The following is a 13,712-nucleotide window of genomic DNA, read 5'->3' as shown; positions in this document are numbered from 1 at the left end:
TCGTAAAAGGTTAGAATTATTTAATTAAGAAATTGAACTTATCCATATTCTTAAGGGCAATACCTGTTCCGCGAACTACAGCTCTCAACGGATCTTCTGCAACAAATACAGGAAGACCGGTTTTTTTGTGCAGCCTATCCGCAAGGCCTCTCAATAAAGCACCTCCTCCGGCAAGATAAATACCTGTTTTATAAATATCGGCAGCCAGTTCCGGTGGAGTAAGAGAAAGTGTTTCCATTACGGCATCTTCAATTCTAATGATAGACTTGTCTAATGCACGTGCAATTTCCTTATATCCTACCATGATCTCTTTTGGCTTTCCTGTGATAAGGTCTCTACCCTGTACCGGGATATCTTCAATATCAACATCAAGATCTTCCACTGCAGAACCTACTTCAATTTTGATTCTTTCAGCAGTTCTTTCTCCAATATAAAGGTTATGGTGAGTTCTCAGATAATACGCAATATCATTAGTAAATACATCACCTGCAATTTTCACAGATTTATCACATACAATTCCTCCTAACGCTACAACAGCAATTTCTGTGGTACCTCCGCCTATGTCGATAATCATATTTCCTTCAGGTTTCTGAACATCAATACCAACTCCTATTGCAGCTGCCATTGGTTCATAAATCAACCTTACTTCTTTTGCATTTACTTTCTGAGCAGAATCTCTTACTGCTCTTTTTTCAACTTCCGTAATACCGGAAGGGATACAGATAACGATTCTTAATGCCGGCTGAATAAACCTGCCCTTGATCCCGGGAATTTTTTTGATAAATTCCTTAATCATATGTTCAGAAGCGTGGAAATCTGCAATTACCCCATCTTTCAGCGGACGGATGGTCTTGATATCTTCGTGAGTTTTACCCTGCATGTGCTTAGCCTGCTCACCGACCGCAATAGGTCTACCCGTAGAACGTTCAATTGCAACAATTGACGGCTGATCTATAACAATTTTGTTATTGTGGATAATAAGGGTATTGGCAGTACCAAGGTCTATCGCAATTTCTTGCGTAAACATATCGAATAAACTCATATTTTTCTTCTGATTTTAAGTTTACAAAGATATGAATTTAACACTACTAAAGAAACTTAACGTACACATAATTTGGTTAAAATTTTATTAAAATTCACAATTGTTTATTAACTTTTGATTTAATCATTTATGGAGCCTGATTTAAACTAAATTAACGGGATGAGGCAAAAAATCGGATTTACTGAAAGATAAAACAGCCAAAGAATAAAAAAGAAAGAGAATTCAAGTATAATTATCTGTAAATTTTTCTTTATTTCTGTTAGATTTTTCACATTTATACCTTCCAATATTTTTTTAAAATCTAAAAATCAAAATGAACACTTTACTATAGTTTTTTACGATAATTATCATATACATTATCAGCGGATGGTTAATTAAAAAATCCGTAAATTTGCGACTGCTTATGTTACAGTATTCCAACATTCATCAGACGTCTAATTTCGCTGTGCTTTCCATCAGCTACGAGAAGGCTGATGTAGAAACAAGAGGGAAATTTGCATTCTTTGATGAGAACATCAAAAATTTTGTCAGCCGGATCCACAGTGTGGATTTAGGGGATGCATTTGTGGTTTCTACGTGTAACAGAACCGAGATCTATACTACTTCTCCCAATTATCTCCTGGTAGCGGAAGAGTACTGCAAAACCATTGGTGTACAGCTTACGGACTTTCTCCAGTTTGCCAATATTCTTACCAAGGAAGAAGCCCTTGCCCATCTGTTCAGAGTAGCAGCAGGACTTGAAAGCCAGATCATTGGAGACTTTGAGATCATCGGACAGATCAAAAAAGCATACAGCCGTTTTAAAAAAGAGAGACAGAATTCTAATCCGTATCTGGAAAGAGCAATTAATGCCGCGATCCAGATTTCAAAAAGGATCAAGAATGAAACCGGAATTTCCAATGGAGCCGCTTCCGTGTCTTATGCTGCTGTTCATTATATTCTGAATAACCAGAAAAGAATCACTGAAAAGAACATTCTTCTTTTAGGTGTAGGCGAGATCGGACAAAATACGGTTGAAAACCTGGTAAAACATGTGTATCAGCCGAAAATTAAAATAGCCAACAGAACACAGGAGAAGGCTGAGAAAATTTCCCAGAAATACAGTATTCCTCATGTTGATTATTCTGATGTTGACCAGGAATTAAAAAACACCGACATCCTGATTGTGGCAACCGGGGCAAAACATCCTATCATTAACAAATCCCACTTCCCGAACGGAAAGGAAACACTGGTGATTGATCTTTCTATTCCTCATAACGTTGAAAAGAACGTTACCGAGAATGAAAATGTAACCCTTATTGATGTAGATGAGCTTTCGAAACAAATTCAGGAAACAATTCAGCAAAGGGAAAAAGAAATTCCAAAAGCTGAAAAAATCATCAAAGAACTGATGAAAGACTTCCTGGAATGGGAAAAAAAGAGAAAGCTGGCACCCAATATCCACCATTTCAAAGCGGTCCTGAAAAATATGGAACGTAATGAAATGCATAATTTTTATAAGAAAAATAAATACATAAACATCACGGACATGGAGCTTTCTGATAAAATGATCCAGAAAATTACCAACCGTTTTGCAAAATTTATCATAGACAACCCTTTGAAAGCCGAAGAAATTAGTAAATTAATGCACGAAATATTAGTTGAACAACCAAACAACGAATTCAATGAAAAGCATTAGAATCGGGACACGAAATTCCGCACTGGCACTTTGGCAGGCAAGAGAGGTTGCGAGGAACCTTCAAAACCGTAATTATTTAACGGAAATTGTTCCTATTGTCTCTTCCGGCGATAAGAACTTAAATCAACCGCTTTATTCTTTGGGGATCACCGGGGTTTTTACAAGAGACCTTGATGTAGCTTTACTGAATGACGAAATTGATATCGCTGTACACTCTTTAAAAGATGTACCCACACAGCTTCCACAAAATATTGAGATCATTGCCTATCTGGAAAGAGATTTTCCACAGGACGTATTGATAAGAAAAGAATCTGCACGAAATAAGGAATTCCACGAGCTGAAGCTGGCTACATCCAGCCTGAGAAGAAGGGCATTCTGGCTAAAGAATTATCCTCACGCTGAATTCTCAGATATCCGTGGAAATATCCAGACTCGTCTGCAGAAACTGGAAGAAGGGGATTTTGATGCCACGATCCTATCTCTGGCAGGAATCAAGAGAATGAAAATGGACATTGATTATGAAATGCTTCCGTTAATGATTCCGGCTGCCTCTCAGGGAGTAATTGCCGTTGCCGGACATTCTGACAAACCGGAAATCAATGAAATTCTAAGCCAGATCAATCATAAGAAAACACAGATCTGTGTAGAGATCGAAAGAAATTTCCTGAGCACACTGGAAGGCGGATGCACTGCCCCAATCGGAGCTTTTGCAGAGATCATCGAAAACCAGGTCCGTTTCAAAGCTGCACTTTGTTCTCTGGATGGTAAAAACTGTATTGCCACCGATGAGAACTTCGAATACAATGAAAACGAGAACTTTGGAAAAAAATTCGCAAAAATAGTTCTTGAAAACGGAGGAAAAGAGCTGATGACCGAGATCAAAAACTCCTATTAAGAAATCCCAGGCAGATTTGTATCTTTACATACCCAATGCAGAGCAATGAAAAAATCCTTTTTTTTATTTGTATTCCTTTTTTGTGTATTTGCTGCAAATGCACAGGATAAATTTGCACTTCAGCTATCCAATTCCGCTTTGAGCCTGATAGATAATACAATAAGGTATGATCCTGCTTATTTCGTGATTAAATATCCTAACGGAGATATCCCTGCTGACAAAGGAGTCTGCACGGATGTTATTATCAGGGCATACAGGAAGCTTGGCATAGATCTTCAGAAAGAAGTTCATGAGGACATGGGAAAAAACTTTTCAAAATACCCGAAAACATGGGGATTAAAAAAACCTGACACCAATATTGACCACAGAAGGGTTCCGAATCTTGCCGTTTTCTTTTCTAAATTCGGAAAAATAAAATCTACTGAAACCAATCCTGAACTTTATATTCCCGGAGATATTGTTACCTGGATTTTACCCGGAAACCTTACCCATATCGGGATTGTTGTCAATAAGAAATCTGCTGACGGAAAGAGGTTCCTGATCGTTCATAATATAGGAGGCGGACAGGTTTTAGAAGACTGTCTTTTTACATATACCATTACAGGACATTATCAATACCGGAAATAAGCTGCTTATGAAAAACCTTATCTATGCTTTATTTATATTGGTATCATGCTATACAGAAGCTCAGACTAACGAATTTAAAACCATCAACAAACCCATTGATTACTCAAAGGAGAGAGTGCGTCTAAGTTTAGAGTACCTTAAAGATCATTACAATATCGTGCAAAATACACCTGCTATTTCACCCAAAATAATTGTACTGCATTATACCGCGGGAGGAACTGTTGAAACCAATTATAGATATTTCAATAAAACGTATCTGGAATCGGCCAGAAATGTTTTGAAGAAGCAGAGTACTTTAAATGTATCTTCCCAGTTTATTGTAGACAGGGACGGCACCATTTACCAGCTTATGGAATCCGATATGTTCGCAAGACATACCATAGGACTTAATTACTGTGCTATTGGTATTGAAAATATAGGAAGCAAAAGCCAGCCTCTGACAGAAAACCAGGTTTTGGCAAATGCTCAGCTGGTAAGGCAATTAACTAAAAAGTATAAAATAGAATACCTGATAGGACATTCAGAATATGGTGTATTCAGGGGTTCTAAGCTTTGGAAAGAAACGGATCCGAATTATTTCACCATAAAAGATGATCCCGGAAAAGATTTTATGAAAAAGGTAAGACTGTTAGTTACCGATCTGCACTTAAAAGACAAACCTTAATGTAATGAAAATCCTGTTTACCAAAATCATAGCTGCCGAATTATTATCCAAAGAATTAGGATCGGATATCTCGGCTGAATGCGTTGAGGTAATCAGAACAGAACCTATAAGAACTGTTCCGTTTGATTTAAAAAACTATTCCCTGATCTTCACAAGTGTCAACGGAGTACGCTCATTCTTTGAGAATCAATTTAAACCCAACGAGGATTTTACTGCAAGAAACTACAACAAAATATACTGCATCGGCGAAAAAACAAAGCGTGAACTGAGAAAATACGGTTTCGGAACATTTAAGGTGCTGAAGAATGCCGAAGTACTTTCAAGGTTTATCATCGGAAACTGCCAGGACGAAAAGTTTCTCCATTTCTGTGGTAATCTTGCCATTGACGTGCTGGATAAGAATCTTCCTTTACAGAACATCAGCTACAAAAAGATCACAATTTATACAACGGAAGAGCTTTACCCTTCCGTACCTGAAAAATATCATGCTGCAGTTTTTTTTAGTCCAAGCGGAGTTCGTAGTTTTGCAAAACTCAATCCTTTGGAAGGAATAAAGATTTTTTCAATCGGAGAAACTACATCGGGAGAACTTAGAAAGTACACTGCAGGAGAAATCTTCACATCAGAAGAAAATAACCTGGCTTCTATTTTCAGACTGATAAAAAAGAAACTATAAACAGCTGCAAGCCTGGCTGGTAAAAATAATGAGTGCCGGTAACGGTTCTATTAGTTTAAATAAATTATGATTAAAAACGACTTATATTTAAAAGCACTTCGCGGAGAAACTGTAGAAAGGCCCCCCGTATGGATGATGAGACAGGCCGGAAGATACCTTCCTGAATTCATTGCTCTCAGAGATAAATATGATTTCTTTACAAGATGCCAGACTCCTGAGCTAGCTGCCGAGATCACCATACAGCCGATCAGAAGGTTTCCCCTGGATGCTGCAATCCTGTTTTCTGATATTTTAGTAGTTCCCCAGGCAATGGGAATTGATTTCAAAATGAAAGAATCAGTTGGCCCGTGGCTGGACAACCCTATCAGAACAACGGAACAGGTTCAGAATATTGAAGTTCCTGATGTAAATGACACATTGGGTTACGTTTTTGATGCTATTGAACTTACTCTTCAGAAATTAGATAATGAAATTCCGCTGATTGGTTTTGCGGGCTCTCCCTGGACGATCCTTTGCTATTGTGTGGAAGGAAAAGGAAGCAAAGCTTTTGATATTGCGAAATCATTCTGTTTCCAGCAACCGGAAGCCGCTCATTTACTTCTTCAGAAGATTACAGATACTACAATTGCTTATTTAAAAAGAAAAGTTGAAAAAGGCGTTTCTGCCGTTCAGGTTTTTGATTCCTGGGGAGGAATGCTTTCTCCTACGGATTATCAGGAATTCTCATGGCAGTATATCAACCAGATTGTTGAGGCGTTGAGCCCTCTTACCCATGTGGTGGTATTTGGAAAAGGATGCTGGTTTGCCCTTGAAGATATGACGATGTCCAAGGCTTCTGCTCTGGGTGTTGACTGGACCATCACTCCTGAATTTGCAAGAACATTAACCAACCATACGATGACGCTTCAGGGGAATTTTGATCCTGCAAGATTACACTCCACCCCTGAAACCATTAAAAAGATGGTAACTGAGATGATTAACCGTTTTGGAAAAGACAGATACATTGCCAATCTCGGGCACGGAATTTTACCGAATATTCCTGTGGAAAATGCAGAAGCGTTCATCAGAGCGGTTGTAGACTGGAAACCGAATATTTAAAATTCATTTTATAAAAATAAAATCCCTTTCAAAAACAATTGAAAGGGATTTTCTATGAGAAAAAATTAGTAATTAATTCACTTCGGTAATAAAAGCTTCTTTCGGCTTTCTCACTTTCGTAAGGTTAACCAGCCAGTCGGTTGAAGCATCCCTGTAACCAATCGGCAACAACAGTACGCTTTTCAGGCCTTTTTCTTTCAGGTTTAAAACTTCATCTACCGCTTCAGGAGAGAAACCTTCCATTGGTGTAGAATCCACTTCTTCAAAAGCCGCTGCAATTATCGCAGCTCCGAAAGAAATATAAGCCTGTTTTGCGGCATGGGTGAAGTTTTCTTCAGCAGATCTTTGCGGATAAGTACTTAACAGCATTTGCCTGTAATTTTCCCAGCCTTCATTTTTAAAGCCTCTGATTTCGTTGGTAAGATCAAACATTTTGTTGATCCTTTCTTCCGTATAGTTATCCCATGCGGCAAATACCAAAAGGTGCGAGCAGTCCGTAATCTGCGGCTGGTTCCATGCATGAGGCTTAATCTGTTCCTTTACTTCCTGATTGGTGATCACGATGATCTCAAAAGGCTGAAGCCCGCTGGATGTAGGTGCCAGTCTTGCAGCTTCCAATATTTTATCCACTTTTTCCTGTGGTACTTTCAGACCGTTCATTGCTTTGGTGGCAAATCTCCAGTTCAGTTTTTCAATTAATTCCATAAAATTAAATTTAGACCCTGCAAAATTAAATCAAGAATAAGAACAATGTACCACAAAAATTGCTATTTCAAAGATTGGAAAATTCTATTATTTATAAATTTCTTTAAACAATTTACCCGTCAATAAAAAAGCAGTTGATTATCAACTGCTTTTTATATTTTATCCAAGCATTTTCTGAGCTTTTTTAACTCCTTCTACAAGCTTGTCGATTTCTTCAAAGGTATTGTAAACCGCAAAGCTGGCTCTTACGGTTCCTGCTATATTGAAAAAATCCATAATAGGCTGTGTACAGTGATGCCCTGTTCTTACAGCAACACCCATTTTATCAAGGATCATCCCTACATCGGAAGATATTCCCACTCCTTCCAGATTAAAGGATACTACACCTGTCCTTTTTGCCTTTTCGCCATAGATCTTTATATTATCCAGCTCTAAAAGCTTTCTCTGTGCATATTCCAGTAATGCATTCTCATGATTCTGAATGTTTTGTCTTCCAATTCTATCAATAAAATCAACAGCTGCACCTAATGCGATATTACCTCCAACATTAGGGGTTCCTGCCTCATATTTAAAAGGTAGTCCGGCATAGGTAGTTCCGTCAAAAGAGCAGGTTGCAATCATTTCCCCTCCTCCATGAAAAGGCGGAAGTTCTTCCAGGATCTCCTGTTTTCCGTAAAGGATCCCGGTTCCCATTGGGGCGTACATTTTATGCCCCGAAAACACAAAGAAATCACAATCCATCTTCTGTACATCAATTTCGAAGTGAGGGGCAGACTGTGCACCATCAATCACAATATAAGCATCGGAGTTTTTTCTTGTTTTGGCAATGATCTCTTCTATTGGATTTACAATTCCCAATGCATTGGAAACCTGGTTTACAGAAACAACTTTCGTTTTTTCGCTCAAAAATTCATCCAGATAGTTAAGTTGAAGAATACCATTTTCATCGATAGGGATTACTCTAAGTTTAGCCCCGGTTCTTTCACAAAGCAATTGCCACGGAACGATATTGGAGTGATGCTCCAGATAGGAAATGATGATCTCATCATCTTTTTTAAGCTTCTGCGTTAAAATGTAAGCGATGAGGTTCAGGCCTTCTGTAGTTCCCTTTGTAAATATAACTTCAAAGTCATGTTCAGCATTAATGAATTTCTGGATTTTCCTTCTTGAAAGCTCCATTTCTTCCGTAGCTAACTGGCTTAATGTATGGATTCCTCTGTGAACATTGGCATTAAGCTGTGTATAGTAATCATTCCAGATTTTTAAAACAGAATCCGGCTTCTGAGATGTTGCTGCATTATCTAAGTAAACCAAAGGTTTACCATTCACTTCGCGGTTTAATATAGTAAACTGACTTCTTATTTGTTGAATGTCAAACATTTATTAAATTTTTAAATTAGATGGCTCTTATTTAGAACACTTCAAATTTACGTCTTTTTTCTGAGAATAAAATTTATTGGCAAAGAAAGCAGAAAGGCAAAATGGCAAAAGGCCGGGAGTAAATTCATTATTCAGTTTAATAAAACCAACAGGTTTAGTCTTTAAAGTTTTCACAAATTTACTCTAAAGGTATTTTATCTCTCAGCTGTCTTGCACTTTTGCCAAACAATAAAAAAACCTGCCAATAAATTGACAGGTTCTATATTGTTTTTGAATAAGCAAATATTATTCTGCTGCAGTAGTTTCTTCTGCTGCCGGAGCTGCTCCTTCTTCAGTTGCAACTTCTTCATCTTCATCATCTTCAGCTGCTGCTGCACCACCTTTCATTGCATTTCTAGACATCTTAACAGCTACTACAACTGCATTGTCAGGGTGAACGAAAGTATAACCTTCAGCTTTGATGCTTCCAACATAAAGTTTGTTCCCGATTCTTAACGGAGTAACATCAACAACGATTTCATCCGGTAAGTTTGCAGGAATAGCTTTTACTTTTAGCTTTCTGAAAGACTGACGTAAAACACCACCAGCTACAACACCTTTAGAACGTCCAATGATTCTTACAGGAACTTCCATAACTACCGGCTTATCGTCAGATAACTGATAGAAGTCTACGTGTAAAATTTTGTCCGTAATCGGGTGGAACTGAATATCCTGAAGAACAGCAGGAATTGTTTTCCCATCTAGCTCAATAGATACCGTGTGTGCTTCAGGAGTGTATACTAAACCTTTGAAAGCTTTCTCTTCAGCAGAGAAGTTTAAAGGTGCTTCACCTCCATAAACAACACAAGGAACTAATTCAGCATCACGTAAAGCTTTTGTAGACTTTTTGCCCACGCTTTCTCTTTTTGTACCTTGAATTGTAATAGATTTCATTTATAAAAATTTAAAAAATTGTTTCAGTTTAATTTTGCAATCCGCTAAAAATCAATTAAATAACAAACTTGCTGCTAATTGACTGATGCTCATGAACCATCTTCATAACGTCTGCAAATAACGGGGCGCAAGATAGCACTTTTATTTTGGATGACAAATTATTTTTAACAGGAATTGAGTCAGTTACAATAACTTCCAGTAATTTGGACTTCTCAATATTCTCGTAAGCCTTCCCGGAAAGCACTCCGTGAGTTGCCATTGCTCTTACTGATTTTGCTCCTTTTTCGATCAGGATCTCTGCAGCTTTGCAAAGTGTACCTGCAGTATCGATCATATCATCAATAAGAATTACATTTTTACCAACTACATCACCTATAAGGAACATTTCTTCCACAACGTTTGCTTTTTTTCTCTCTTTGTAAGCAATTACTACTTCCGCACCTAAGTGACCGGCATAGTTTTTCGCTCTTTTTGCACCTCCCATATCCGGAGAAGCAATGGTAAGATTATCTAAGTTCAGAGATTTGATATGATCTACAAAGATGGTAGACGCATAAAGGTGATCTACAGGAATTTCGAAGAACCCCTGGATCTGATCCGCGTGAAGGTCCATTGTCATTATTCTTGTTGCTCCTGCAGCTGTTAACAGATTAGCAACCAGCTTTGCACCTATCGGGGCTCTCGGCTTGTCTTTTCTGTCCTGTCTCGCAAGTCCGAAATAAGGGATTACAACTGTAATGCTCTTTGCGGAGGCTCTTTTCGCTGCGTCAATCATCAATAGAAGTTCTAGAAGATTGTCTGCCGGCGGGAAGGTAGATCCAATCAGGAAAACTCTTCCTCCTCTTACTGACTCATCCAAAACAGGTTCGAATTCCCCGTCGCTGAACTCCTGAAAGTTGATTTTTCCTAGCTCTTTCCCATAATATTGGGCAATTTTTTCTGCCAAGTCCTTACTGGTTCTTGTACAAAATAGATAACTTAACTGATCTGCCATTTTTACTTTTTAAAGATTTTGCAAATTTAAAAAAAAACCACAAGAATTGCTCTTGTGGTTTCTAAGTTTTTATTTTCCTGTATTCTTACGGGAATTTTACCCCTGAATATTTATTAGGATCTACCTGTGGTAAGGTAGAATGGTATTTTGCATTGATAGATTTGATAAATTCGTTGGCAATAACTGCATAACCTCTTCCTGTAAGGTGAACACCATCAAGAGAGAAAGCTCCTCCAGTCACGAATTTGGCAGTGTATCTTACACCATCATATATAATACCTGACTTTCCATTAAGCTCACTCATTTTGGTATTACCATCTACAAAAGCTAATCCATAAGAATCAGCAAGTGATTTTATAGAAGTATTATAGGCATCTACAGCAGTTTTTACATAACCCGCTTCTGTTTTTGTCAGTACATGCTGATTTTGCAGCGGATACGAAATTCCGTAAACATTTACAGGAGACGGTGCCCCAGGTGCAGTAGTTCCAATTAGAGAACTTGTTGTAAGAAGAATATAGTCTTCTGATGTAGCCTGTCTTGCCTGGCCGAAGATTTGTCCAAATGCGGCAGCGGTAGGTGCTCCTAAAGAAGGTGTAAGTGCGGCGGTAAGCTGCGCGGACAGATCCGTAAGAGAAACATCTTTTATCAAAACAGGATTTGCGGAAGTAGAAGAAAGCAGATTAATTCTGTTTCCAGCTCCAAAAGCAGTAAGCGCCTGTTTTAACGGCCCGTACAAACTTGTATTAAGGGTTGCTAAATTTGCTCCTAAAGTTGTTGGCGTTAAAGGATTGTAAGGAACTGTCGTAAAAAAAGGAATGGTTGTAACATAAGGAATATTTCCAATAACTCCTTTTGTTGTTCCTACACTTTTAAGACCATCCAAGACAGTTTTAATAGATCCTGCTACAAGATTAGGGTCAGAAATATCGTTAGACTTATAAGTCGTTGGGTTTACATTATTGGTCTGTACAACTGCAGGAGTGTAAGTAGTAACGCCGCCCACAGTCTGAGAATTAGTTCCTCCGTTGGTAGCATAAGACAATACATCATTATTGCCAATCCAAAGAGAGAAGAATGTCGCTTTTTGAGCTTTTGCATCCTCTAAAACACTCGTTGTTGTTGAAGTGGCAAATCTCACAAAATATGGATTGGCAGCTCCTATAGCAAGGTTAGCAGCACTTCCGTAACCTGGCGCAACCAGATGGAAAGATTTTGCTCCGGGAACTCCCATATTTTGGTATGGGCCACCGGCAGTTACATTATCTAATGCTGCAGCAGGACTGCTTGCAACAGGGCTAAGACTTCCGCTGGCTGTTACCTGAAGGTTCAGCTTACCAGGAAAACCAGGCAATCCGATAAATCCTCCTACATCGTTTGGCATTAAAGGCTGTTTAAATGCTCCACCACCAGCAAGCTGCATCTGAGCTGCGATGATGCTTGGATAAGATTCACTTTGTCCGCTGCTGTAAAGCGCTCCGTCTCTGTATCCGGAAGTCAGGGAATTCCCCAGGGAAATATATTTGGAAAAATCTGCGTCCCCTTTCGTTACCTGGATATCTTTTACATCAGTATCGAAATCATTATTACAGCTTGTTGTAAAAAGAAGTGCGGAAACGGCAAGTGTTGATATTATAATTTTTTTCATAGTCTTTCAATTAAAAAGGGTTATACGATAAACCTAAACCAAAGTAAAACGCTCTGGCTTTTGCCTGTCCGTTAAAGCCAAGAGTCGCATTTTTCACATCTCTGGCCTGAGGCATTGCATATCCTCCTGCTATATCAACTCCAAACTGTTTTAGTTTAAAGCCAAGACCTCCGGTAACTACATAGGTATTGAATGAAGGTGTTTCCGGAATGAAGTTTTCGTCAGTATAAGGAGATTCATCATAGTAAGCTCCCAGACGTCCGAAGATCATATCTGTGAAGGCATACTGAGTTCCTAATCTGAATGTTTTGGAGTTTCTGAAGTTTTTAGGAGCTACCAATACCGTAGGATCTGCCTGATTCCCAACCGGGGCGTTAGCAAAATCCAAAGTCAGCTTGCTGTATCTTTCCCATCCGTGATAGTTGAAGTCAGCTGAAACCAACCATTTTGGAGTTATTTTATAGGTTAAACCAATTGTATATTCTTCTACCAAAGGAAGTGTTGCTGTAAATTTGTCCTGCCCTGTGCTTGGGTCCAATCCTAATAACGGATAAATAGCTGCAGACGGGAACTTGAATGTAGCTGTTCCTTTTTTAGCTTTCATATCTATAGGTGAACGGTAAGCAATACTTACATCCAGTTTTGGATCAGGTCTGAAATAGAATCCGAATCCATAGCCGCTACCGCTTGCCTTTTCGTCTTTAATATTTAGCTCACCGCCAAACTGTGTTACCGCTTTATCCCAGTCTACTTTTCCTTTTGCATAAATGTAGCTTGCCCCGAATGACACCCATGGAGCCAGCTTCACAGATACCATAGGCTGAAAATAAAAGCTCTTAAGTTCAAGTTTCTGAACCATTTCTTTTCCTTCCCAGTCACTTGGCCACTCAATTGTACTTCCGAACGGAGTTGTAAAACTGAAACCAATAGATAAATTTTCTATCGGTTTATAAGCAACCGCAGCATATAACGGAGTACCAATAGGGTTATCTGTTTCTGTACTTTGTAAAGTATTCAAGTTTTGAAAGGTAACTTTATTACTTGCACCGAACCCTCCTGCTACTATACTCAGTTTTGAAGGGATGAATGACATACCCGCCGGGTTAAAGAACGCCACACTTGCGTCTTCGGCATGAGCACTAGTATGCGCCATTGCCAATTGTTTTACTCCCTGCAGAGATACCCTGAAGCCTCCTGCGTAAGATAAAACACCCGCCAATAAAGCAGTTGATACTAATATTTTTTTCATAGACTATTATTATATAACCCAAATATAAAATTATTTTGGATACACCTGTTAATATTTCTTAATATTTTAAACAATATCCTAAAAGAAAATTATGTTTAAAATAACACTTTAAAAATATATTAG

Annotated in this window: 13 protein-coding genes; 6 read left to right on the top strand and 7 right to left on the bottom strand. The window is 38.5% G+C overall.

Annotated elements, in window-relative coordinates; genetic code table 11:
* Positions 1-16: 16 nt before the first annotated feature.
* On the bottom strand, positions 17-1,042 hold the full coding sequence (locus HNP36_RS12625; protein WP_034700899.1) for a rod shape-determining protein: 1,026 nt from the start codon (positions 1,040-1,042) through the stop codon (positions 17-19).
* 403 nt (positions 1,043-1,445) lie between these two features.
* Here HNP36_RS12625 and hemA point away from each other — a divergent pair, with 403 nt between their 5' ends.
* From hemA to hemE, 6 genes are all read left to right on the top strand, one after another.
* Positions 1,446-2,720, top strand: coding sequence for a glutamyl-tRNA reductase (gene hemA / locus HNP36_RS12620; protein WP_184163988.1), 1,275 nt, complete (start codon positions 1,446-1,448; stop codon positions 2,718-2,720).
* A complete protein-coding gene (gene hemC / locus HNP36_RS12615; protein WP_184163985.1) occupies positions 2,707-3,615 on the top strand; it encodes a hydroxymethylbilane synthase in 909 nt (302 codons plus the stop codon). Before hemA ends, hemC begins: the two co-directional genes overlap by 14 nt.
* Before the next feature lie 45 nt (positions 3,616-3,660).
* Complete coding sequence (locus HNP36_RS12610; RefSeq protein ID WP_184163982.1) at positions 3,661-4,242, top strand: DUF1287 domain-containing protein; 582 nt, start codon at positions 3,661-3,663, stop codon at positions 4,240-4,242.
* A 7-nt stretch (positions 4,243-4,249) separates the two neighbouring features.
* A complete protein-coding gene (locus tag HNP36_RS12605) occupies positions 4,250-4,906 on the top strand; it encodes an N-acetylmuramoyl-L-alanine amidase (RefSeq protein WP_184163979.1) in 657 nt (218 codons plus the stop codon).
* A 4-nt stretch (positions 4,907-4,910) separates the two neighbouring features.
* Positions 4,911-5,582: a uroporphyrinogen-III synthase gene (locus HNP36_RS12600; protein WP_184163975.1), complete on the top strand. Its 672-nt coding sequence runs from the start codon at positions 4,911-4,913 to the stop codon at positions 5,580-5,582.
* Positions 5,583-5,648: 66 nt separating this feature from the next.
* Positions 5,649-6,680 (top strand): uroporphyrinogen decarboxylase, encoded by a 1,032-nt coding sequence (hemE, locus tag HNP36_RS12595; RefSeq protein WP_184163972.1) that lies wholly within the window; start codon positions 5,649-5,651, stop codon positions 6,678-6,680.
* 72 nt (positions 6,681-6,752) lie between these two features.
* Here the strand turns inward: hemE and HNP36_RS12590 are convergent, their stop codons facing one another.
* The 6 genes from HNP36_RS12590 to HNP36_RS12565 form a co-directional block, all read right to left on the bottom strand.
* Complete coding sequence (locus HNP36_RS12590; protein WP_184163969.1) at positions 6,753-7,385, bottom strand: NAD(P)H-dependent oxidoreductase; 633 nt, start codon at positions 7,383-7,385, stop codon at positions 6,753-6,755.
* Between the two features lie 159 nt (positions 7,386-7,544).
* Entirely contained in the window at positions 7,545-8,765 is a 1,221-nt protein-coding gene (locus tag HNP36_RS12585) for a cysteine desulfurase (RefSeq protein ID WP_184163966.1), read from the bottom strand.
* Between the two features lie 285 nt (positions 8,766-9,050).
* The gene (locus HNP36_RS12580) at positions 9,051-9,698 is read right to left on the bottom strand and encodes a 50S ribosomal protein L25/general stress protein Ctc (protein ID WP_184163963.1); all 648 of its coding nucleotides are present in this window, start codon (positions 9,696-9,698) and stop codon (positions 9,051-9,053) included.
* Between the two features lie 55 nt (positions 9,699-9,753).
* Positions 9,754-10,692: a ribose-phosphate pyrophosphokinase gene (locus tag HNP36_RS12575; RefSeq protein WP_184163960.1), complete on the bottom strand. Its 939-nt coding sequence runs from the start codon at positions 10,690-10,692 to the stop codon at positions 9,754-9,756.
* A gap of 85 nt (positions 10,693-10,777) precedes the next feature.
* Entirely contained in the window at positions 10,778-12,340 is a 1,563-nt protein-coding gene (locus HNP36_RS12570; protein WP_184163957.1) for a G-D-S-L family lipolytic protein, read from the bottom strand.
* Positions 12,341-12,350: 10 nt separating this feature from the next.
* Entirely contained in the window at positions 12,351-13,589 is a 1,239-nt protein-coding gene (locus HNP36_RS12565; protein WP_184163954.1) for an OmpP1/FadL family transporter, read from the bottom strand.
* Positions 13,590-13,712 lie beyond the last annotated feature (123 nt).

The sequence above is a fragment of the Chryseobacterium shigense genome (assembly GCF_014207845.1).
Taxonomy (GTDB): domain Bacteria; phylum Bacteroidota; class Bacteroidia; order Flavobacteriales; family Weeksellaceae; genus Chryseobacterium; species Chryseobacterium shigense_A.
Note: the sequence above shows the minus strand (reverse complement) of the source record. Positions and strands in the feature narration are given on the sequence as shown.

Excerpts from the sequence above, each read along its gene's own strand:
- HNP36_RS12625 (WP_034700899.1), bottom strand. The coding sequence starts at position 1,042 with ATGAGTTTATTCGATATGTTTACGCAAGAAATTGCGATAGACCTTGGT.
- hemA (WP_184163988.1), top strand. The coding sequence starts at position 1,446 with ATGTTACAGTATTCCAACATTCATCAGACGTCTAATTTCGCTGTGCTT.
- hemC (WP_184163985.1), top strand. The coding sequence starts at position 2,707 with ATGAAAAGCATTAGAATCGGGACACGAAATTCCGCACTGGCACTTTGG.
- HNP36_RS12610 (WP_184163982.1), top strand. The coding sequence starts at position 3,661 with ATGAAAAAATCCTTTTTTTTATTTGTATTCCTTTTTTGTGTATTTGCT.
- HNP36_RS12605 (WP_184163979.1), top strand. The coding sequence starts at position 4,250 with ATGAAAAACCTTATCTATGCTTTATTTATATTGGTATCATGCTATACA.
- HNP36_RS12600 (WP_184163975.1), top strand. The coding sequence starts at position 4,911 with ATGAAAATCCTGTTTACCAAAATCATAGCTGCCGAATTATTATCCAAA.
- hemE (WP_184163972.1), top strand. The coding sequence starts at position 5,649 with ATGATTAAAAACGACTTATATTTAAAAGCACTTCGCGGAGAAACTGTA.
- HNP36_RS12590 (WP_184163969.1), bottom strand. The coding sequence starts at position 7,385 with ATGGAATTAATTGAAAAACTGAACTGGAGATTTGCCACCAAAGCAATG.
- HNP36_RS12585 (WP_184163966.1), bottom strand. The coding sequence starts at position 8,765 with ATGTTTGACATTCAACAAATAAGAAGTCAGTTTACTATATTAAACCGC.
- HNP36_RS12580 (WP_184163963.1), bottom strand. The coding sequence starts at position 9,698 with ATGAAATCTATTACAATTCAAGGTACAAAAAGAGAAAGCGTGGGCAAA.
- HNP36_RS12575 (WP_184163960.1), bottom strand. The coding sequence starts at position 10,692 with ATGGCAGATCAGTTAAGTTATCTATTTTGTACAAGAACCAGTAAGGAC.
- HNP36_RS12570 (WP_184163957.1), bottom strand. The coding sequence starts at position 12,340 with ATGAAAAAAATTATAATATCAACACTTGCCGTTTCCGCACTTCTTTTT.
- HNP36_RS12565 (WP_184163954.1), bottom strand. The coding sequence starts at position 13,589 with ATGAAAAAAATATTAGTATCAACTGCTTTATTGGCGGGTGTTTTATCT.